The sequence below is a fragment of the Blastococcus sp. SYSU D01042 genome, assembly GCF_054050515.1.
Genome location: NZ_JBJGZM010000001.1, coordinates 161,749 through 181,948, shown reverse-complemented (window position 1 = coordinate 181,948; position 20,200 = coordinate 161,749). Strand labels below are relative to the sequence as shown.

The 20,200-nt window shown below is 73.7% G+C and carries 17 protein-coding genes; 6 read left to right on the top strand and 11 right to left on the bottom strand.

Features of this window, described 5'->3' with window-relative positions:
* Positions 1–32 precede the first annotated feature (32 nt).
* Positions 33–509: an HU family DNA-binding protein gene (locus ACI79H_RS00915; protein WP_456552487.1), complete on the top strand. Its 477-nt coding sequence runs from the start codon at positions 33–35 to the stop codon at positions 507–509.
* Positions 510–525: 16 nt separating this feature from the next.
* Here the strand turns inward: ACI79H_RS00915 and ACI79H_RS00910 are convergent, their stop codons facing one another.
* The 3 genes from ACI79H_RS00910 to ACI79H_RS00900 all read right to left on the bottom strand — a co-directional run bounded on the left by ACI79H_RS00910 (position 526) and on the right by ACI79H_RS00900 (position 4,458).
* Entirely contained in the window at positions 526–2,199 is a 1,674-nt protein-coding gene (locus ACI79H_RS00910) for an AMP-binding protein (protein WP_456552486.1), read from the bottom strand.
* A gap of 86 nt (positions 2,200–2,285) precedes the next feature.
* Complete coding sequence (locus ACI79H_RS00905; RefSeq protein ID WP_456552485.1) at positions 2,286–3,194, bottom strand: polysaccharide deacetylase family protein; 909 nt, start codon at positions 3,192–3,194, stop codon at positions 2,286–2,288.
* An 85-nt stretch (positions 3,195–3,279) separates the two neighbouring features.
* A complete protein-coding gene (locus tag ACI79H_RS00900; RefSeq protein WP_456552484.1) occupies positions 3,280–4,458 on the bottom strand; it encodes an NAD(P)/FAD-dependent oxidoreductase in 1,179 nt (392 codons plus the stop codon).
* Positions 4,459–4,738: 280 nt separating this feature from the next.
* Here ACI79H_RS00900 and ACI79H_RS00895 point away from each other — a divergent pair, with 280 nt between their 5' ends.
* The gene (locus ACI79H_RS00895; protein WP_456552483.1) at positions 4,739–6,658 is read left to right on the top strand and encodes a thrombospondin type 3 repeat-containing protein; all 1,920 of its coding nucleotides are present in this window, start codon (positions 4,739–4,741) and stop codon (positions 6,656–6,658) included.
* Positions 6,659–6,662: 4 nt separating this feature from the next.
* Here ACI79H_RS00895 and ACI79H_RS00890 read toward each other — a convergent pair whose 3' ends face one another.
* Positions 6,663–8,834 carry an acyltransferase family protein gene (locus ACI79H_RS00890; protein ID WP_456552482.1) on the bottom strand — a complete coding sequence of 724 codons (2,172 nt, stop codon included), beginning with the start codon at positions 8,832–8,834 and terminating at the stop codon, positions 6,663–6,665.
* A gap of 161 nt (positions 8,835–8,995) precedes the next feature.
* On the bottom strand, positions 8,996–10,462 hold the full coding sequence (locus ACI79H_RS00885) for a protein adenylyltransferase SelO (RefSeq protein WP_456552481.1): 1,467 nt from the start codon (positions 10,460–10,462) through the stop codon (positions 8,996–8,998).
* Positions 10,463–10,605: 143 nt separating this feature from the next.
* On the opposite strand from ACI79H_RS00885, the gene ACI79H_RS00880 reads away from it, so the two are divergent.
* On the top strand, positions 10,606–10,929 hold the full coding sequence (locus tag ACI79H_RS00880) for a PspC domain-containing protein (protein WP_456552480.1): 324 nt from the start codon (positions 10,606–10,608) through the stop codon (positions 10,927–10,929).
* Here ACI79H_RS00880 and ACI79H_RS00875 read toward each other — a convergent pair.
* Positions 10,902–11,153 carry a hypothetical protein gene (locus tag ACI79H_RS00875; protein WP_456552479.1) on the bottom strand — a complete coding sequence of 84 codons (252 nt, stop codon included), beginning with the start codon at positions 11,151–11,153 and terminating at the stop codon, positions 10,902–10,904. The genes ACI79H_RS00880 and ACI79H_RS00875 overlap by 28 nt on opposite strands.
* A 140-nt stretch (positions 11,154–11,293) precedes the next feature.
* Between ACI79H_RS00875 and ACI79H_RS00870 the strand changes: the two genes are divergently transcribed.
* Positions 11,294–12,283 carry an LLM class flavin-dependent oxidoreductase gene (locus ACI79H_RS00870; protein ID WP_456552478.1) on the top strand — a complete coding sequence of 330 codons (990 nt, stop codon included), beginning with the start codon at positions 11,294–11,296 and terminating at the stop codon, positions 12,281–12,283.
* Positions 12,284–12,292: 9 nt separating this feature from the next.
* On the opposite strand, the gene ACI79H_RS00865 is transcribed toward ACI79H_RS00870, so the two are convergent.
* Entirely contained in the window at positions 12,293–12,784 is a 492-nt protein-coding gene (locus ACI79H_RS00865; protein ID WP_456552477.1) for a hypothetical protein, read from the bottom strand.
* An 81-nt stretch (positions 12,785–12,865) separates the two neighbouring features.
* Between ACI79H_RS00865 and ACI79H_RS00860 the strand changes: the two genes are divergently transcribed.
* Positions 12,866–13,765: a DUF1028 domain-containing protein gene (locus tag ACI79H_RS00860; RefSeq protein ID WP_456552476.1), complete on the top strand. Its 900-nt coding sequence runs from the start codon at positions 12,866–12,868 to the stop codon at positions 13,763–13,765.
* Between the two features lie 4 nt (positions 13,766–13,769).
* On the opposite strand, the gene ACI79H_RS00855 is transcribed toward ACI79H_RS00860, so the two are convergent.
* Positions 13,770–14,168, bottom strand: coding sequence for an MmcQ/YjbR family DNA-binding protein (locus tag ACI79H_RS00855; RefSeq protein ID WP_456552475.1), 399 nt, complete (start codon positions 14,166–14,168; stop codon positions 13,770–13,772).
* A 162-nt stretch (positions 14,169–14,330) separates the two neighbouring features.
* On the opposite strand from ACI79H_RS00855, the gene ACI79H_RS00850 reads away from it, so the two are divergent.
* Positions 14,331–16,625, top strand: a complete 2,295-nt coding sequence (locus tag ACI79H_RS00850) for a putative bifunctional diguanylate cyclase/phosphodiesterase (RefSeq protein ID WP_456552474.1) — start codon at positions 14,331–14,333, stop codon at positions 16,623–16,625.
* 87 nt (positions 16,626–16,712) lie between these two features.
* Here ACI79H_RS00850 and ACI79H_RS00845 read toward each other — a convergent pair whose 3' ends face one another.
* The 3 genes from ACI79H_RS00845 to ACI79H_RS00835 are packed head-to-tail and all read right to left on the bottom strand — an operon-like array spanning position 16,713 to position 20,180.
* Positions 16,713–17,510, bottom strand: a complete 798-nt coding sequence (locus ACI79H_RS00845; RefSeq protein ID WP_456552473.1) for a succinate dehydrogenase/fumarate reductase iron-sulfur subunit — start codon at positions 17,508–17,510, stop codon at positions 16,713–16,715.
* Between the two features lie 20 nt (positions 17,511–17,530).
* On the bottom strand, positions 17,531–19,477 hold the full coding sequence (locus tag ACI79H_RS00840; protein ID WP_456552472.1) for a fumarate reductase/succinate dehydrogenase flavoprotein subunit: 1,947 nt from the start codon (positions 19,475–19,477) through the stop codon (positions 17,531–17,533).
* A 10-nt stretch (positions 19,478–19,487) separates the two neighbouring features.
* Positions 19,488–20,180: a succinate dehydrogenase cytochrome b subunit gene (locus ACI79H_RS00835; RefSeq protein WP_456552471.1), complete on the bottom strand. Its 693-nt coding sequence runs from the start codon at positions 20,178–20,180 to the stop codon at positions 19,488–19,490.
* Positions 20,181–20,200: the final 20 nt, after the last annotated feature.

Sequence of the window (20,200 nt, the reverse complement as noted above, 5' to 3'; positions counted from 1 at the left end):
GCTGACCTCGCCGTTCCTGGGAGAGTGCGGCCATGAACAAGTCCGAGCTGATCACCAGGATGACCGAGCGCCTCGGCGGGGACCGTGCAGCGGCCGTGGCCGCCGTGAACGGGGTCCTGGCGGAGATCGAGGGCGGCGTCGCTCGCGGCGAGCGGGTGGCTCTCACGGGATTCGGGACCTTCGAGCGCCGGGAGCGGGCGGCGCGCACCGGCCGGAACCCGCGGACCGGGGAGCCGGTCCAGGTGGGCCCGTCGGTGGTCCCCGTGTTCCGGGCCGGTGCAGGTTTCCGGTCCGCGGTCGGGGGCGAGGGCCCGGCCCGTCCGGCCGTGCGGCGCGCGGGCAGGACGGTGCGGATCGAGGTCGGCGAGCCCGCCTCCGACGAGAGCACCCGGGTGGGCGGCAAGGGGAAGGGCAAGGCGGGCAAGGGCAAGCCGGGGAAGGCCAAGCCGGAGAAGGGCAAGGGGAAGGCCGGCAAGGCCAAGGCCGCGAAGAAGGCGGCCAAGGGCTGATCGTCGAGCAGTCGCGTCAGGCGTTGCGGATGGCGGCGGCGTCCTGCAGCCCGAGCTCCTCGATGGACGTCTGGCGCATCTCGACCTTGCGGATCTTCCCGGTCACGGTCATCGGGAAGTCGTCCACGACCTTGACGTACCGCGGCACCTTGTAGTGGGCGAGCCGGCCGGCGCAGTACTGCCGGAGCGCCTCGGCGGTGAGCGGTTCGGCTCCCTCGCGGAGCCGGACCCAGGCCATCAGCTCCTCGCCGTACCGCTCGTCGGGTACGCCGATGACCTGGGCGTCGACGACGTCGGGGTGCGTGTAGAGGAACTCCTCGATCTCCCGCGGGTACACGTTCTCGCCACCGCGGATGACCATGTCCTTGATCCGGCCGACGATGTTGAGGTAGCCGTCGGCATCCATGACGGCCAGGTCGCCGGTGTGCATCCAGCGGGCGCGGTCGATGACGTCGGCGGTCTTCTCCGGCTCGTCCCAGTAGCCGAGCATCACCGAGTAGCCGCGGGTGCAGAACTCGCCCGGCTCGCCGCGGGGCACCGTGAGCCCGGTGGCCGGGTCGACCACCTTGACCTCGAGGTGCGGGTGCACCCGCCCGACCGTGGAGGTGCGGCGGTCGAGGTCGTCGTCGGCACCGGTCTGCGTGGACACCGGTGAGGTCTCGGTCATGCCGTAGCAGATGGTCACCTCCGTCATGCCCATCTCGCTGACCACCCGCTTCATGACCTCCACCGGGCAGGGCGAGCCGGCCATGATCCCGGTGCGCAGGGTGGAGAGGTCGTAGTCGGCGAAGTCCGGGAGCGCCAGCTCGGCGATGAACATGGTCGGGACGCCGTACAGCGAGGTGCAGCGCTCCTCCTGCACGGCCCGCAGCGTCAGCGCGGGGTCGAAGCCGGGCGCGGGGATGACGACGGTGGCGCCGTGGGAGGTGGCCGCCAGGTTGCCCATGCCCATGCCGAAGCAGTGGTAGTAGGGGACGGGGACGCAGATCCGGTCGGCCTCGGTGTAGCCGCAGCCCTCCCCGACGAAGAAGCCGTTGTTGAGCAGGTTGTGGTGGGTGAGCGTGGCACCCTTCGGGAAGCCCGTCGTCCCCGAGGTGTACTGGATGTTGATCGGGTCGTCGGCGGACAGCTCCGCCTCGCGGCGCGCCAGCAGGTCCCGGTCAGCGGCCCGGCCGGCGTCCAGCAGCTCCTGCCACCGCGGGTCGCCCAGGAAGAGGACCTCGCGCAGGTCGGGGCACTCGCCCCGGACCTCGGCCACCATCGCGCGGTAGTCGCTCGTCCTGAACTCCGGCGCGGACACCAGCACGGAGATGCCGGCCTGCTGCAGCACGTAGGACAGCTCGTGCGTGCGGTACGCCGGGTTGATGTTCACGAGGATCGCGCCCAGCTTGGCGGTGCCGTACTGGACGAACGCCCACTCAGCGCAGTTCGGTGCCCAGATGCCGACCCGGTCGCCCTTCCCGACGCCCAGGGCGTGCAACCCGAGGGCGACCGCGTCGACCTCGGCGACCAGCTGCGGGTAGGTCCAGCGCCGCCCGGTCGCGCACTCCACCAGGGCCTCGTGGTCACCCACGCGCGCCGCGGTGCGGTCGAGGTTCGCCCCGATGGTGTCGCCCAGCAGCGGCAGGGACGACGTCCCGCTGGCGTACGAGGGCAGTGCGGGCACCGCCGCCGTGCCTGGTTCGTCCACTGGTCTCTCCGTCTCCGTCGGCCGGCGCGGGACGTCAGCGACTATCGACCCCGGGCGCCGTGAGCGGAACCCCTCGTGCAGCTGCTCTACAGGTGCTCCGACAACCGCACGAACCGGTACCCGTCGGCGGTGAGCCGGGGGAGCGCGGCCGCGACACCGGCGGCGGTGCCGCCGGTGGGCTGGTTCATGTGGCCGATGACGATCGAGCCGGGGGAGACCGACCGCAGTGCGGCCGCCACCTCCTGCGGGCCGAAGGTGGCGCCCGCGTCGCCGTTGACGTCGAAGTTCACGACCGTCTCGCCCACGTCGCGGGCGATGCGCACCGCGACGTCGTCGTAGTGCGCCGTGCCGGAGCGGAAGAACCGTGGCGCCGACCCGGTCGCCTCGGTCAGCGTCCGCCGGTTGCCGGTGATCTCGTCGAACACCTCGCCCGGTCCCGCCGTGCCGGGGATCGCGTAGGCGGCGGCGCCGCGCACGGACAGCGGCAGATGGGTGGTGCCGTGGTTGGCCAGCTCGAACAGCGGATCGGCGGCCAGCTGCGCGGTGAGGTCGGGGTGGGCGAGGACCCAGCGCTGGTTGAGGAACAGCGTGGCCGGCGTGCCCGTCGTCCGCAGCGTCCCGATCAGCGCCTCGTCGTACCCGCTGCCACGGGCACCGCCGCACGCGTCGAAGGTCAGGGCGACCACCCGCGCGACGGTCGGCAGCCGGTTCACCACCCCGGGCACGTCGAGCCCGAAGGCCGTGGGCGCGACGCCCGCGTACCGGGCGACGACGTCCTCACGGGTCGGGACCACCGGCGTGCTCGGCGGCGGAGCCGTCGGCGCGACCGGCGGGCCGCTGCTCGGCGCGGCACCGGTACCGGTGGTGCGCGACTGCGGGCGGGCCACCGGGTCGGCCGACGGCGCGCAGGCGGTGACCAGGCCGGCCGCGGCCATCAGCAGGAAGGCGCGCCGGCCGGCCGCGGACCGACCGGCCGGTGGGGTGTCCGGGCACACGGCAAGCTCACCTCGGGGCGTCGACGCGGTGGAGCGCGCGCTCCGGAAGCGCTGCGAGTATGCCGCCCCGGCGGACGGTGGCCGGTCAGACGCGGCCGCGGAGGATCCGGCGGAAGTAGATCTGCGGCAGCACGTACCGGTCGAAGAACCAGGTGGTGCGCCGCGGCTTGAAGGGGTCGAGGAACGGCACGGACGGGCTGGGCCGGCCGTCGCGGTCGACCTCGTCGAGCATCAGCGTGCGCCGGCCCACGGTGATCGGCATGACCGTGTAGCCGTCGTACCTCTGCAGCTCCTTCCCCTCAGCGGCCGCGGCCAGGTTGGCGCTCAGCACCGTGACCTGCTTGCGCAGCGCACCGCCCGAGGGGCGCGTCGCGACGGCGGCGGCGTCGCCGATGGCCCAGATCGCGTCGTGCCCGCGGGAGCGCAGCGTCCCCGGATCGACGTCCACCAGACCCGCGGCGTCGGCCAGCCCGGATCCGGCGATCCAGCGCGGCGCCCGGTAGTGCGGCACGGCGTGCGCGAAGGCGACGTCCTCGAGCACCCGGCGGCCGGTGCCCGACGCGAGCGTGACGCCGTGCGCGTCCGGGTCGACGCGATCGATGCGGGTCTCCCTCAGCACCTCGATGCCGTAGGACTCGAAGGCGCGGTCCAGCACCGCGTCCGCCGCCGGCACCCCCGTCGCCGTGGCCTCGGGGAGGACCAGCCGCACGTCGAGGTCACCCAGGACGCCCGCCCGCCGCCACCGGTCGCAGGCCATGAAGAGCGGCTTGAGCGCCGTCGGCCCGCACGACGCCGGCTCCGGCGGCACGGTGAACAGGACCGAGCCCGCGCGCAGCGACGACAGCCGCGGCCAGACCGTCGGCGTGCTGCCCGGCACGTAGGACGACGCCGCCCAGCCGTCGGCGTAAGCGGCCCGCAGCCCCGGCGTCGCGTCCCAGTCCTCCTCCAGGCCAGGGCAGAGGACGAGGGTCGACCAGTGCAGCGTGCGCCCCGAACGCGTCCGGACCGTCCGGGCGTCCGGGTCGACCGCCTCGACGCTGTCCCGGATCCAGGTGCACCCGTCGGGGACGACGTCGGCCATGGGGTGCTCGAGGTCGGCCATCGCCGCCTCGCCGCCGGCCACGTAGTTGAGCAGCGGCTTGTAGCGGTGCACGGGCTGCGCGGCCACGACCGTCACCCCGCGGACGCCGTCGCGCAGCAGCTTGGCGGCCAGGGAGATGCCGGCGTTGCCGGCTCCGACGATCAGCACATCGCAGCGGTCCACGACAGCGGCCCTGCCCACTCCCCGGGGGTCCCACTCGCCGGTCGTGTGCTCACGCGCCGTTGCCGACACATCTCGTCCCGTGAGCGCACGCCATTCTCGCCGCCCGCTCCCTCGGAAAAATGGTCGATGAATGGGAGTCGCCTGGAACGGCTCTACCGATCTTGCGGCGCGCGTGCTCCACTCCCCGTGCTTTCCGGTCGCCGGGGGAAACGATCGTCGCGGGGATTGAGCAAGGGCGTGACCCGCTCGTAGGCGCACCGTATGTCGTCGTGGAGGGGTCATGTCGCACCGGTCGAGGGCTGCTCTCGTCGCCCTGTTCACCTTGCTGGCCGCGGTCTACGTCACCGTCGGCCCGTTCGCGCCGGCGGCCGAGGCCGCGGCGGGGGAGTCGGCCACCGCCGAAGGGACCGGCGCGGTGTACTGCGGCGCCCCGGGTGGTGATCGCTTCGACTACGACGGGGTCCCGGTATCGGTCACCGCGACCGGGCTCGGCACCTCGGGGAGCACCGCGGGAACGGGAACGTTCGCCTTCCAGTGCCCGGACGGCCTCGTCGCCGGGAACATCGACTTCTTCTTCATCGGTTCCGCGCGCGCCGACTACGCCCAGGTCTCCCTGAGGGGGCAGGTCACCTCGACGACGAACACCTTGATCCCGGCCGGCACGAACGTCTGCATCGATTTCCGCGAGTACACGATCTTCGGCCCGAAGCAGCAGGACTTCTACGCCTCCGACCGCACGACGAACTGCGGCGGTTTCAGCGTCGGCCCTTTCATCGGTGTCATCGAGGTCGTCGCTCTCGACGGTGACGGCGACGGCGTGCCCGATATCGGTGACAACTGCCCCGCGCAGGCCAACGCGGACCAGGCGAACGCCGACCGGGATTTCTACGGCGACGTGTGCGACCCGACGCCGAACGGCGACACCGACGGGGACCAGGTCGACAACCTCACGGACAACTGCCCGGACGTGGCGAACGGCGCGCAGACCGACTCGGACGGTGACGGCACCGGGGATGCCTGCGACTCGACGCCGAACGGCCCCGACGGCGACGCCGACGGCGTGCCCGACGTCCGGGACAACTGCGTCGAGGCTGCGAACTCGGGGCAGGCGGACACGGATCGCGACGGCGTGGGTGACGCGTGCGACCCGCTGACGGACTCCGACGGCGACGGGGTGGGCGACGCCCCCGACAACTGCGACCTCGTCGCGAACCCGGACCAGGCCGACGGCGACGGTGACGGGGTGGGCGACGCGTGCGACTCCACGCCCATGGGGGACACCGATGGGGACGGGGAGGACAACGGCAGCGACAACTGCGCTGCGGTGGCCAACGCGAACCAGGCCGACGGCGACGGCGACGGGGTGGGCGACGCGTGCGACTCCACGCCCACGGGGGACACCGATGGGGACGGGGAGGACAACGGCAGCGGCAACTGCGCTGCGGTGGCCAACCCGAACCAGGCCGACACCGACGGCGACGGGGTCGGGGACGCGTGCGACACGACGCCCACCGGGGACACCGATGGGGACGGGGAGGACAACGGCAGCGACAACTGCGCCGCGGTGGCCAACCCGAACCAGGCCGACGCGGACGGGGACGGTGTCGGGGACGCGTGCGACACGACGCCGAACGGCCCCGACGGGGACGAGGACGGTGTGCCGGACTCGCGGGACAACTGCGTGGCGGTCGGCAACGCGAACCAGGCCGATACGGACGGGGACGGGGTGGGCGACGCCTGCGACACCACGCCGAACGGCCCGGACGCCGACAGGGACGGCGTCCCGGACTCCCGCGACAACTGCCGCGACGTGGCGAACGCCGACCAGGCCGACAAGGACAAGGACGGCCTCGGTGACCTCTGCGATCCCACTCCGGGTGGCGTGAACCCGCCGCCCAACCCGAAGGCCTGCAACGGCGACGGGTGGCGGACCTACACCGACGCGCAGGGGCGTCCGTTCCAGAAGCAGTCGCAGTGCGTCACCTACGCGGCGAAGAACCCGCCGCCGCCTCGGCCGGCGCCCCCGGCGAACCCGCCGAAGGACGTCCAGGCGTGCGGCGGCAACGGGTGGCGGTCGGTGACCGACGCTCAGGGACGGCCGTTCGCCAAGCAGCTGGACTGCCTGGCCCACGTCGCCCGGACAGACCCCCGCGGGTTCATCGCGGACGTCGTGAAGGTCGTGGTCGGAGGACGCCGCTGAGGCCTCAGGGCCCGACGACCGCCGCCCCCACCTCGGGGCCGATCAGCCGGGAGAACTCGGCGGTCATGTGCAGCCCGTCGGCGTACACCGGCGTCGAGCCGACGAACGACGGGCACAGGCCGTTGATGCAGAACCACGCCCCGGGGTCGATCGACCGGGCGCCGGTCTCGGCGGCGACGGCCTGCTCGCTGGCCACCTGCTCGGCGAAGGTCTCCGATGGCCCGCGCAGGCAGTCCCCCGGCCCGTTGAGGCTGGTCGGGCAGTCCTGCAGGCTCGCCGACCCCGGCGGGGCGCCGAGCAGCACGACCTCGGCCCCCGAGGCCTGCACGCGCTCGACGACCGAGGCGAGGCCCTCGCGGTACACGGTCGCCTTGTCCGCCCCGCGCTCGAGCGCCGCACGCCACGAGTGGCTCAGCACGACCACGTCCGGCTGCTGCTCCAGGATGTAGCCGATGGCCCACTCGCGGTGCTCCGCGCACTCGTCGTAGGGCTGGTCCTCGAAGAAGACCGGCGCCGCGATGTTGGGGCACAGCCCGAGCGTCAGGCTCTGCACCGCCCACCCCTGCGGCACGAGCGACTCCCGCAGCGAGGGCAGCCAGGAAGCGGCGAACGAGTCGCCGAGCACCGCCACGGACCGGGTGGCGCCCGGGTCGCCGTAGCGGCACTCGTCGACGTTCGACGGGCCGGTCAGCAGGCAGCCCTCGGCCCACATCTCGGTGAGGTAGCCGGGCAGTGCGTCGAAGCCCGGCGTCAGGTCCTCGGGCCACTCCGTCGCCAGCGTCGCGGCCTGGATCTCCTGCTGCAGCGGGGTCAGGGACGGACCGCCCTCGGCAGCGGCGACGTCGTTCGCCGCGGCCGCGGCCCGGGCCGCCTCGACCTGCGCGGTCCCGTCGCTCTCCCGCGGCACGACGACCACGGCCACGGCGACGGCCGCCGCGACGACGGCGGCGCCCAGGCCGACCGCGCGGGCCCGCCGGAACACCCCCCGCGCCCGGTCGTGCCCGACGGCCCGACCCGGCAGCAGCCAGGTCGTGTGCAGCACCGGCTGCTCGATGCAGTAGTAGGACACCGTCGCCAGCACCAGCGAGACGGCGAGCGCGGCGGCGTAGAACAGCGCCGAGTCCGGCGTCAGCAGCACGCCGGCGACGACCAGCACCGGCCAGTGCCACAGGTACAGCGAGTAGGAGATCGCCCCGAGGAAGCCGGCCGGGGCGCTGCCCAGCGCCCACCGGGTGCCGGGCCCGCCGGGTGCGCTGCCCCAGGCCAGGAGGAGCGCGGTGCCCAGCACCGGCAGCGCCGCGGCGCTGCCGGGGAAGGGGGTCCGCTCGTCGATGAGGAGGGCGGACGCGAGGACGACGGCCAGCCCGGCCCAGGCGAGCGCGGCGCGCAGCGGGGCGGGCAGCCGGTCGAGCTGGGTCAGCGACACCGCGACCAGCGCGCCCACGCCCAGCTCCCAGGCGCGGGTGAACGTGGAGAAGTACGCCGTGGCGGGCGAGGCGGCGGTGGCGTGCAGCGACCAGGCGAACGACGCCGCGGTGACCGCCCCGAGCACGAGCCACAGCAGCAGCGTGCGACGGGCGCCGTCCCCCTGCCCGGCCGGCCGGTGCCGGCCGCGCGCGAGCGGGACGGCGAACGCCAGCAGGATCAGCGCCGGCCAGACCAGGTAGAACTGCTCCTCGACGGCCAGCGACCAGAAGTGCTGCACCATCGAGGGCGCCGCGGTCAGCTCGAAGTAGTCGGTGCCCTGCCGGGCGAAGTTGATGTTCGCGCTGAACAGGGCCGCCCAGACGACGTCGGTGACCGTCTCCTGGAAGCGCCCCTGCAGGAACACGTAGTAGGCCGCGGCGATCGTCGCCGCCAGCGTGACCAGCGCCGCGGGTAGGAGCCGGCGCGCGCGCCGCGCGTAGAAGCCGCGGAAGGAGATGCGCCCGACCCGCGCGCGCTCGCGCACCAGCAGGCCGGTGATCAGGAAGCCCGAGATGACGAAGAAGACGTCGACCCCGATGAACCCGCCCGCGGGCCACCCGGTGACGTGCGCGGCGACGACCAGGCCGACGGCCACGGCACGCAGGCCCTGGATGTCGGCGCGGAAGTGGTCCCTGGCGGCCGGCTCGGTGGCCGCGGCGGCGTCCGGCTCCGGGCGGCGTGGATCGGCCAGGGTGGTCGCGCCCGCCATCGCCGTCCTCCTGCCCTCGTCCGCCGGGTGCTGCCGCGCAGCCCCTGCGCCGGCCCCCATCCTCATCGGCGGATCGACGCGCTCCTCGTCCCTGATCCGCCAGTCTGCCTGCCGCGACGCGCCCGGGAACAGAGGGCGGCGCGATCGGGGGTACGGGTGGGTCAGGTGCCGCAGAAGGTGCGGAAGGTCTCGCCGAAGTCCCGTGGAGCCGGGTCGGCGTACCGCTCGCGGCCCGGCTGCTCGGTGAAGGGGGTGGCCAGCACCGTCAGCAGCTCGTCGAACGGCGCCATCTCCCCGGCGCCGGCCGCGTCGAGCGCCTCCTCCACCAGGTGGTTGCGCGGGATGTAGAGCGGGTTGACGCGGTCCATCGCGTCGCCGTCGGGAGCCAGCGCCCGCCACCGCCCGAGCCAGGCGTCGACGCCGGCCAGGTCGAGGAAGAGCAGCCGCACCGGCTCGGCGTCGCCGCGGGCGGCCCCGGCCAGCCGGCGGAAGAACGACGTCCAGTCGACGTGGTCGGCCTGCAGCAGCTCCAGCAGGTCGTCCACGAGCCCGAGGACGACGGCGTCGTCGGTGCCGGCGGGCAGCCCCAGCTTGGCCCGCATCCCCTCCGCCCACGCCGCGTCGTAGCGCGGGCGGAAGCCCTGCAGCGCCTCGACGGCCAGCGCGATCGCCTGGTCGGTGTCCTCGTGCAGGAGGGGGAGCAGCGCCTCGGCGAGCCGGGCGAGGTTCCACTCGGCGGCCAGCGGCTGGTTGCGCAACCGGTAGCGGCCGCCCTCGTCGATGGAGCTGAACACCGTGTCCGGGTCGTAGGCCTCCATGAACGCGCACGGCCCGTAGTCGATGGTCTCGCCGGAGATCGTCATGTTGTCGGTGTTCATCACGCCGTGCACGAAGCCGACCAGCATCCAGCCGGCGACCAGCGACGCCTGCGCCGCGACCACCGCCTCGAACAGCGCGAGGTAGCGGTTCTCCGCCCCGGCCGCGGCTGCGTGATGCCGCTCGATCGCGAGGTCGGCGAGCCGGCGCAGCAGGTCGACGTCGTCGGTGGCGCGGGCGTACTGGAAGCTGCCGACCCGCAGGTGGCTGCTCGCCACCCGGGCCAGGACGGCGCCCGGCAGCAGCGTCTCCCTCCGCACGGCCCGGCCGGTGGCGACGACGGCCAGCGCGCGGGTGGTCGGCACGCCGAGGGCGTGCATCGCCTCGCTGACCACGTACTCGCGGAGCATCGGGCCGACGGCGGCCAGGCCGTCCCCGCCGCGGGCGAACGGCGTCCGCCCCGAGCCCTTGAGGTGCAGGTCCCGCACCTCGCCCGCGGTGTCGACAAGCTCGCCCAGCAGCAGCGCCCGGCCGTCACCCAGCCGCGGGGAGTAGCCGCCGAACTGGTGGCCCGAGTAGGCCTGCGCGACCGGTCGCGCGCCGTCGGGCACAGCGGTGCCGACGAGCAGCTGCAGCCCCGCGGGCAGCCGCAGCGCCCCGGGGTCGAGGCCGAGCTCGGTCGCCAGCGGCTCGTTCAGCGCCAGCAGCCGCGGCTCGGGTGCCTCCTCGGCCCGCCACGCCAGCGCCATCTCCGGCAGGGCGCGGGCGAACCGGTCGTCGAGGCTCACGGGCGGAGCGGGCAGGACGGTCACCCCGTCGACGGTACGTCCGCGCGCGGAGGCGTGCCGGGGTCCGCGGCCGCTCAGCGGCCCGGCGGCACCCTGACCGGCGGATGGGGGACGGGTCCGGGGGTCACCTGATGGTCCGGCGGCTCGCGCGGCGGGAGGCTCGAGCCATGACCGAGAACGCGTCCACCACGCCCACCCCCGAGCCCCCGGCCGCGCCCCGCCGGGCCGTCCGCAGCGGCACCGACCGGATGGCCGGCGGCGTCTGCGGCGGGCTGGCCGACTACAGCGGGGTCGACGCCGTCCTCTGGCGGGCGGGGTTCGTGGCCCTCACCCTCGTCGGTGGCAGCGGCGTCCTGCTCTACCTGCTGCTCTGGGTGCTCCTGCCGCCGCCCGCACCGACAGCCGGCGAGGCGCTCAGCCCCCTCGAGCGGCTGGCCCGACGGCTGCACGCCGCCGTCAACGGCTACCGGGCGACGCCGCCGCCCGCGTGATCGGCGATCCGGGCGCACTCGGCACACCGGGTGGCGCCCGGCTCGGCCCGCCAGTCCCGCTCGGCGGTCGCGGCGACCAGCTGGCCGCAGACGGAGGAGTCCAGCCCGTCGACCGCCGGCCGGGCGACGGCGTGCACCACGTCGGACCCGGAGGCCACGGCGCCCCTGGGGTCGTGGCCGGTCCAGACCACGGGGGTACCGGTCACGAAGAGGCTGGCCGTCATGCCGAAAGACTCCTCCCCGCAGGTGTCGACGGGATGACGGCCGCCGGAAGAAACGGCGACGATCGCGGGCCGCCGGCCTCGGGAAGCTGCCGGCCCGCCGCGCGGTTGCCCTGGGCAACCGACGTGAAAGGCACCTCCTCATGCGCATCCCGCTGTCCATCCTCGACCTCGCGCCGATCAACCGGGGCGAGACCGCGTCCACGAGCATCGCGGCCAGCGTCGCCCTCGCCCAGCGCGCGGAGGAGCACGGCTACGAGCGGGTCTGGTACGCCGAGCACCACAACATGCCGCGGATCGCGTCGTCGGCGACCAGCGTGCTCATCGCCCACGTGGGCGCGCACACGCGCACCATCCGGCTCGGCGCCGGCGGCGTCATGCTCCCGAACCACTCGCCGCTGACCATCGCCGAGCAGTTCGGCACCCTCGACGCGATGTACCCGGGCCGGATCGACCTGGGCCTGGGCCGCGCGCCCGGCAGCGACCAGAACACGATGTACGCGCTGCGCCGCAACCCGAACTCCGCCGAGCGCTTCCCGCAGGACGTGCTGGAGCTGCAGGGCTACCTCAACGGCGAGACCCGGGTCGCCGGCGTCGACGCCATCCCGGGCAAGGGCTCACGGCTGCCGCTCTACGTCCTCGGCTCCTCGATGTTCGGGGCCACGCTCGCCGCGGCGCTCGGGCTGCCCTACGCCTTCGCCTCGCACTTCGCGCCGCAGATGCTGCAGCCCGCCGTCGAGGCCTACCGCCGCGAGTTCAAGCCCTCCGAGCAGCTCGACCGCCCACACGTCATCGCCGGCATGAACGTCGTCGCCGCCGACACCGAGGACGCCGCCCGCGAGCAGCTGCAGGCGGTCAAGCGCAACCTGGCCATCGGCCTGTTCGGCCGCGGGCAGTCGCTCACCGACGAGCAGGCCGACCAGCTGCTCGCCCAGGGAGCCGGGCACCACGTCGAGGGCATGCTCACCCACACCGCCGTCGGCGCCCCCGGTCAGCTCGCCGCGTACGTCGAGGACTTCCGGCAGCTGGCCGACGCCGACGAGCTGATCATCGCCCACCAGTCCTCCTCGGTGGAGGGCCGGCTGCGCTCGGTCGAGCTGCTCGCCGAGGCCATGGAGCCGGTCCGCGCCTGAGCGGCGCGCTCAGTCGTCGTCGTCGCAGACCTGCAGGACGACGCGCCCGCCCTCCAGGTCGGCCTCGAAGTCCAGCTCCTCCTCGCCCCGCCGGAACTCGACCTCGGCGCCGTCGTCGTCGCTGTTGACCCGGGTGCCCCACCCGCCCGTGGACGAGACGTTCAGCCGCACGCTGCCGCCCTCCATGCGCAGCTCGATCTCCCCGACGTCGGCGACGACGTACCGGCCGTCGGCGGACTCCGCCACCGGCTCGCAGGTCCCCGGCGCCGGGCGCGGCACCTGCCCGGGGCTCGCGGCGCCGGGGGAGCCCGTCGCGCCGGGGGAGGGCGAGGTGGTGGGGTCCGTGGACTTCGGCGCGCTCTTGTCGGAGGTCGTCGCGGGGGTGCTGGTCGCGGCCCCGTCCTGCCGGTCGGCGTCGTCACCTCCGCAGCCGGCCAGGACGGAGACGGCCAGGACCGGGAGCGCGAGGACCGGCAGGACCTTCGCGGACGGCGGGCGCATGGGCCCTCCCTACCGCTCCGCGGCGGCGCGCGCCAGGGGTTCGGTGTTTGTCCGACCCGCCGACGCGGGCAGCCCGGAACGGTGACCTACTCGATCGTCGCCCGCGACCCCGAGACCGGGGAGATGGGCGTGGCCACCCAGTCCCAGGCCTTCGCCGTCGGCAACAGCGTGCCCTTCGCCCTGCCCGGTCACGGCGTGATCGCCACCCAGTCGATGGCCGAGCCGATGTACGGCGCGGTCGGGCTGGACCTGCTGCGGGGCGGCTTCACCGCGCAGGAGGTGCTCACCGCGCTGAGCAGCGTCGACCCCCAGCCCGAGCGCCGGCAGGTCGCCGTCCTGGGGGTGAACGGGGACCTCGCGGCCTACACCGGCGCGCAGTGCGTCGACGCGGCCGGCCACGTCGCCGGGGACACCTGCGTGGCGCTGGCGAACATGGCCGCCTCCGAGGTGGTGTGGGAGTCGATGGTCGAGCGTTTCGAGAGCTCCGGCGGCCCGATGGCGCAGCGGCTGCTCAGCGCGCTGCAGGCGGGGGAGGAGGCCGGCGGCGACTTCCGCGGCCGGCGATCCGCGGCGATCATGGTGATCCGCGCGACCACCACCGGCCGCCCGTGGCACGACATGGTGGTCGACCTGCGGGTGGACGACTCCGCCGAGCCGATCGAGGACCTCACCGAGCTGCTGGTCACCCGTGCCCGCTACCAGGACGTGGTCCGTGCCTTCCAGCTCGCCATCGACGGCGACCCCGTCACGGCCGACCGCGAGCTGGAGCTGCTGCGGCCGATGGACGCCGCGACCGAACCGGACCAGCTGCTGTGGCGGGCGGTCGTCGCCGCCCTGGCCGGCCGGGAGGACGCCGCCCGGGAGATGCTCGCCGACCTGGGGGCCTGCGCGCCGCAGTTCGTGGAGGCCGCCCGGCGCTTCGGGAAGGCCGGGCTGATGCCTCCCGACGTCATCGAGCGGATCGTCCCGGCCCGGGGCTGAGTCCTCAGCCGCCGGGCGCTCCGGGGAGCGGGTGCTGTGCCAGCAGCCGGCGGGGCGCCCGGCACGCCCACGCCTCGGCCGCGAGCTCGGCCAGGTCCTGCGGACCGAGCAGGTCCAGCCGGCACAGCACGGTGGGGTAGCCGTCGAAGTGCGAGGTCGTGAAGTACAGCTCTGGCTCCTCGGCGATCAGCGCCGCCTTGGCACCCTCGTCCGGGACGTAGGCGGCCACGACCGGCCCGGTCGGGGCGCCCGCCCCCAGCTCGGCGACGTCCTTCCTGCCCAGCGGTCGCTCCCAGACGAACGCCTTGTCGCCCACCTTCCACTGCCGCCAGCCGCGCGACACGCCCTCGCTGGTGCCGGGCAGTGCGAGGCAGGTCCGCGCCACGTCGTCCCAGGTCGCCACGCCGGCACCGTAGGGCAGCGGCCCGCGCGCCGGGAGGGCCGGCGGCGCGCCGGGTGCGCGGTATGCGGAGTGCGGCCCGGCCGTCCCCCCGCAGGGTGAGGGCGCACCCGGCAGCGCCGGCGCCGTGCTCCAGATCACCCGGCCGGCAGCCGATGGGGGGTCATGCAGCAGGGTCAGCCGGACGTCCGTTCGGACGTCATCGACGAGGCGCGCGACGACGAGCGGTCGCTGCGCGTGGTGCGCGCGCTCGCCGCCGTCCTGGTGGGCATCTGGGTCGTCGCGCTGAGCGCGGTCGCCCTCGGTGCCGACGCCGTCGGCGAGCTGCTGGCCGCGCAGGGCAAGCTCTTCTTCCTCGCCGGGCTGGTGCTGGTCCTCGTGGTGCGCGGCGCCGGGACGCGGGCCGACCGCGCCTCCTGGTGGTGCTTCGCCGCCGCCGTGGCCTCCTACCTCGGCGGAGCGGCCGCCTACGAGTTCCACTACCGGGAGCTCGACGCGCAGCCCGCCCTCCCGTGGTCCGACGTCGCGTTCCTCGGCTTCTTCCCGCTGGCCTTCGCCGCCTTCCTGCTGCTGCTCCGGGGCCGCGTGCGCCGGGTGACGACCAGCACCTGGCTGGACTGCGTCGTCACCGGCTGCACCGCTGCCGCGGTCGCCGCGGCAGCCGGCATCGGCGCCCAGCTCCAGTCCGCCGACGGCGACGTGCTGGTCGTCGTGGTCGCGGTGCTCTACCCGATCGGCGACCTGCTGCTGCTCAGCCTGATCGCCGGCGGCCTGGTCCTGATCGGCCGCGGTGCCGGACCCGGCTGGTGGTGGCTGACCGCCGCGCTCGCCCTGTTCGTCTGCACCGACACCGCCTACGCCTGGCAGCTGGCCCACGGGACCTACACCGTCGGCGGCCCGCTGGACATCGCGTGGGGCCTGGCCTTCGTCTGCTGCGGCATGGCCGCCACCCAGCGCACGCCCCGCCGCGTGGCCGCGCGCACCGACGGCCGCGGTGCCCTGCTCATCCCCGGGGCCTGCGCGGTCACCGCGCTGGGCCTGCTCTTCCTCGGCTACCTCGCCACCGGTGACCCGGTCGCCGGCCTGTTCGCGCTGCTCGCCGTGCTCGCCGCCCTCGCCCGCACCGCGCTGAGCTTCCGGGACGTCCGGTCGCTGGCCGACAGCCGCCGGCAGGCCCGCACCGACGAGCTGACCGGGCTGCCCAACCGGCGCTCGGTGTTCGAGGCACTCGAGGCCGCGGACGCCCGGCTGGCCGCCGGCGTGCGGACCGCCGTCCTGGTGCTGGACCTGGACCGGTTCAAGGAGATCAACGACTCGCTCGGCCACGCCGTCGGCGACGGGCTGCTGACCCAGGTGGGGCCGCGGCTGCGCGGCGAGCTGCGCAGCGGTGACGTGCTGGCCCGACTCGGTGGGGACGAGTTCGTCGTCCTCGCCGACGACCTCGACGCCGAGGGCGCCCGGCAGCTCGCCGAGCGCCTGCGCACCCGGCTGCGGCGCCCCTTCGTCCTCGACGGGATGGGCCTGAGCGTCGACGCCACCGTCGGCGTCGCCGTCGGCCCGGACGAGTCGCTGAGCGCCGTGGAGCTGCTGCAGCTGGCCGACCTGGCCATGTACGCGGCCAAGACCTCCCGCGCCGGCGTCGCGGTGTACGACGAGCGGCGCGACGGCCACGGCCGCCACCGGCTCGAGGACGTCGCCCAGCTGCGCCGCGCGATCGAGGAGGGCGAGCTGGTCCTGCACTACCAGCCCAAGCTCTCCCTGGCGACGGGCACCGTGGACGGCGTCGAGGCGCTCGTCCGCTGGCAGCACCCCACCCGTGGCCTGCTCTACCCGGACGCCTTCATCGAGCTCGCCGAGTCCGCGGGCCTCATGGCGCAGCTGACCAACCGGGTCGTCGACATGGCGCTGGCCCAGTGCCGTGCCTGGTCCGACCACGGCCGGCTGCTGACCGTGGCGGTCAACGTCAGCCCGTCCAACCTCGTCGACGAGGCCTTCCCCGACCAGGTGCGGGCGCTGCTGGCCCGGCACGAGCTGTCGGCCGGCTGCCTGGTCCTCGAGGTGACCGAGAGCCTGCTCATGGAGGACCGGGAGCGGGCGGTGCGGGTGCTCGGCCGGCTGCAGGAGGACGGCGTCGGCGTGGCCATCGACGACTACGGCACCGGCTACTCGAGCCTGGCCTACCTCGCCGCGCTGCCGGTCACCGAGCTCAAGCTGGACCGGTCCTTCGTCAGCGAGATGACCGGCAGCCTCCGGGCCGAGTCGATCGTCACGTCGACCCTGCAGCTCGCGCACGCCCTCGGGCTGGTGCTCGTGGCCGAGGGCGCGGAGGACCAGGCCACGGTCGACGCGCTCACCTTCCACGGCTGCGACGTCGTCCAGGGTTACCACCTGAGCCGGCCGCTGCCGGCCGAGGCGCTGTGGGCCTGGCTCGACGAGCGGGCCGCCGTCCCCATCGGCTGACCCCCCGGACCGCGGCGCCCCTGACCCCGGCGCCGCAACGCGAGAGGCCCCCTCCGGAGCTCCGGAGGGGGCCTCTCGATGTGGCGTTCAGCTCTTGGGGCGGGCCCCCGCGCGCAGGGCGCCGAGCAGGTCGTGGTTCAGCCGGGAGATGGTTTCCATCGAGATGCCCTTCGGGCAGGCGGCCGAGCACTCGCCGATGTTGGTGCAGCCACCGAAGCCCTCGCGGTCCTGCTGGGCGACCATGTTGACCACGCGGTCGTTGCGCTCGGGCTGGCCCTGGGGGAGCAGGCCGAGGTGGGTGACCTTGGCGGCGGTGAACAGCATCGACGAGGCGTTCGGGCAGGCCGCCACGCAGGCGCCGCAGCCGATGCAGGTCGCGGCGTCGAACGCGTTGTCGGCGTCCTTCTTCGGCACCGGGGTGGCGTGCGCCTCGGGCGCGGTGCCGGTCGGGACGCTGATGTAGCCGCCGGCCTGGATGATCCGGTCCAGCGCGCGCCGGTCGACGGCGAGGTCCTTGATGATCGGGAAGGCGGTGGCGCGCCACGGCTCGACGTCGATCGTGTCGCCGTCCTTGAACGACCGCATGTGCAGCTGGCACGTCGTCGTCTGCTGCGGGCCGTGCGCCATGCCGTTGATCACGACGCCGCACATGCCGCAGATGCCCTCGCGGCAGTCGTGGTCGAAGGCGACCGGGTCGTCACCCTGCACGATCAGCTGCTCGTTGAGCACGTCGAGCATCTCGAGGAACGACATGTCGGGGGAGATGTCGGTGACCTTGTAGGTCACCATCTTCCCCTTGGCCGTCGGGCCCTGCTGCCGCCAGACGCGCAGCGTGAGGTTCATGCCGCGCTTGCCCGCACCGGGGTCGCCGACGCTGGAGCGCATCGTGTCTTCGTGGGTCGCTGTCACTTGTAGCTCCGCTGCGCGAGGTGGACGTACTCGTAGTTCAGGTCTTCCTTGTGGAGGACCGGCGGCTGACCCTCCGGCGTCCACTGCCAGGCCGCGACGTAGGCGAAGTTCTCGTCGTCGCGCAGCGCCTCGCCGTCGGGGGTCTGGCTCTCCGCCCGGAAGTGCCCGCCGCAGCTCTCGCGGCGGTGCAGCGCGTCGATGCACATGAGCTCGCCGAGCTCGATGAAGTCGGCGACCCGGCCGGCGTGCTCCAGCGTCTGGTTGAACGAGTGCCAGTCGCCGGTGACCTTGAGGTTGCTCCAGAACTCCTGGCGGATCTCGCGGATGCGGTCGATGGCCTTGCGCAGGCCCTCGTCCGTGCGCTCCATGCCGCAGAGGTCCCACATCAGCTGGCCGAGCTCGCGGTGGAAGGACGCCGGGGTGCGGGTGCCGTTGATGCTCAGCAGCTTCTGCACCTCCTGCTGGACGCCCTGCAGCGCCTCGACGGCGGCCGGGTGAGACTCGTCCACCTTCTCGAACGGACCGTCGGCCAGGTAGCTGCTGATCGTCGAGGGGAGCACGAAGTAGCCGTCGGCCAGGCCCTGCATGAGCGCGCTGGCCCCCAGGCGGTTGGCGCCGTGGTCGGAGAAGTTGGCCTCACCGATCACGAACATGCCGGGGATCGTCGACTGGAGGTCGTAGTCCACCCACAGGCCGCCCATCGTGTAGTGCACCGCCGGGAAGATCCGCATCGGCGTCACGTAGGGGTCCTCGCCCGTGATCTGGGCGTACATGTCGAACAGGTTGCCGTACTTGGCCTCGACCGCCGGGCGGCCCAGGCGCTTGATCGCCTCGGCGAAGTCGAGGTAGACCCCCAGCCCGCCGGGGCCGACGCCGCGGCCCTCGTCGCACACGTTCTTCGCCTGGCGCGAGGCGATGTCGCGGGGCACCAGGTTGCCGAACGAGGGGTAGAGCCGCTCGAGGTAGTAGTCGCGCTCGGCCTCGGGGATGTCGTTGGCCGGGCGGTCGTCGCCCCGCTCCTTGGGCACCCACACGCGGCCGTCGTTGCGCAGCGACTCCGACATCAGGGTCAGCTTCGACTGGTAGTCGCCCTTGACCGGGATGCAGGTCGGGTGGATCTGCGTGTAGCAGGGGTTGGCGAAGTACGCGCCCCGCTTGTGCGCCCGCCAGATCGCCGTGGTGTTCGAGCCCTTGGCGTTGGTGGAGAGGTAGAAGACGTTGCTGTAGCCGCCGGTCGCCAGGACGACGGCGTCGGCGAAGTGCGTGCTGATCTCGCCGGTGACCAAATCGCGGGCGACGATGCCGCGGGCGCGCCCGTCGACGATGATCAGGTCGAGCATCTCGGTGCGGGCGTTCTGCTCGACGGTGCCGGCCGCGATCTGCCGCTCGAGGGCCTGGTAGGCGCCGTAGAGCAGCTGCTGGCCCGTCTGGCCGCGGGCGTAGAAGGTGCGCGACACCTGGGTGCCACCGAAGGAGCGGTTGTCGAGCAGGCCGCCGTACTCGCGGGCGAAGGGCACGCCCTGCGCGACCGCCTGGTCGATGATGTTGACGCTGACCTCGGCGAGGCGGTGCACGTTGTTCTCGCGGGCGCGGAAGTCGCCGCCCTTGACCGTGTCGTAGAACAGCCGGTGCACGCTGTCGCCGTCGTTGCGGTAGTTCTTCGCGGCGTTGATGCCGCCCTGCGCGGCGACGCTGTGCGCGCGGCGCGGGCTGTCCTGGTACCAGAAGGACTTCACGTTGTAGCCGGCCTCGCCGAGCGTCGCGGCCGCGGAGCCGCCGGCCAGACCGGTGCCGACGACGATGATCGTCATCTTGCGGCGGTTGGCCGGGTTGACCAGGCGCCCGCGGAACTTGCGCTCGCTCCAGCGCTCGCCGATCGGGACGTCCGTGGGCGCCGCGGTGTCGGCGATCGGGTCGCCTTCGGTGAAGAGTTCGAGAGGCATTCCGGGATCCTTAGTCGATCAGACCGAAGAGGACGGAGAAGGGCACGAGCAGGAAGCCGAGGGTCAGCACCGTGGCGATGCCGGTGGCCGCCCAGTTCACCGTGAGCTCGCGCCGGCGGTTGCTCTGCCCCAGCGTCTGGGTGGCGCTCCAGATGCCGTGCCGCAGGTGCATGCCGACCAGGATCACCGCGATCGCGTAGAAGGCGGTGGAGACCGGGTTGGAGAAGCTGGCGACCAGCTTGTCGTAGGGGGTGGCGTCGCCCTGGCTGTTGACCGTGCCCCAGGTGAGGTCGAGCAGGTGCCAGATGACGAAGGCGGCGATGATCACGCCGCCCCAGCGCATCGTGCGGGAGGCGTAGGACTGGGCCACGGCCTTCTTCGTCACGTAGCCCTGCGGGCGGGCGCGCTTGGCCTGCCGCCACAGCGAGACGGCGGCCCAGATGTGGGCGGCGACGGCGGCCAGCAGGACGAGCCGGATGATCCACAGCGCGGTCGCGCCCGGCAGGGCCGGGTTGCCGATGGTGCGCAGCCACTCGGAGTAGTGGTTGAAGTCCTCGCGCCCGGAGAAGGCCTTGAGGTTCCCGATCATGTGCGCGATCAGGTAGAGCACCAGGATGATGCCGCTGACCGCCATGACGGCCTTCTTGAAGACCGAGGTGGTCTTCGCCGCCTTCGGCGTCCTGCGCTGAGTCGAGTCCGTCACCGTCACCACGGCGTCCAAGC

Coding starts and splice junctions, on each gene's coding strand:
- ACI79H_RS00890 (WP_456552482.1), bottom strand. CDS start 8,834: ATGGCGGGCGCGACCACCCTGGCCGATCCACGCCGCCCGGAGCCGGAC.
- ACI79H_RS00880 (WP_456552480.1), top strand. CDS start 10,606: ATGACCGAGAACGCGTCCACCACGCCCACCCCCGAGCCCCCGGCCGCG.
- ACI79H_RS00845 (WP_456552473.1), bottom strand. CDS start 17,510: ATGCGCTCCAGCGTCGGCGACCCCGGTGCGGGCAAGCGCGGCATGAAC.
- ACI79H_RS00915 (WP_456552487.1), top strand. CDS start 33: ATGAACAAGTCCGAGCTGATCACCAGGATGACCGAGCGCCTCGGCGGG.
- ACI79H_RS00850 (WP_456552474.1), top strand. CDS start 14,331: ATGCAGCAGGGTCAGCCGGACGTCCGTTCGGACGTCATCGACGAGGCG.
- ACI79H_RS00840 (WP_456552472.1), bottom strand. CDS start 19,477: ATGCCTCTCGAACTCTTCACCGAAGGCGACCCGATCGCCGACACCGCG.
- ACI79H_RS00875 (WP_456552479.1), bottom strand. CDS start 11,153: ATGACGGCCAGCCTCTTCGTGACCGGTACCCCCGTGGTCTGGACCGGC.
- ACI79H_RS00865 (WP_456552477.1), bottom strand. CDS start 12,784: ATGCGCCCGCCGTCCGCGAAGGTCCTGCCGGTCCTCGCGCTCCCGGTC.
- ACI79H_RS00895 (WP_456552483.1), top strand. CDS start 4,739: ATGTCGCACCGGTCGAGGGCTGCTCTCGTCGCCCTGTTCACCTTGCTG.
- ACI79H_RS00870 (WP_456552478.1), top strand. CDS start 11,294: ATGCGCATCCCGCTGTCCATCCTCGACCTCGCGCCGATCAACCGGGGC.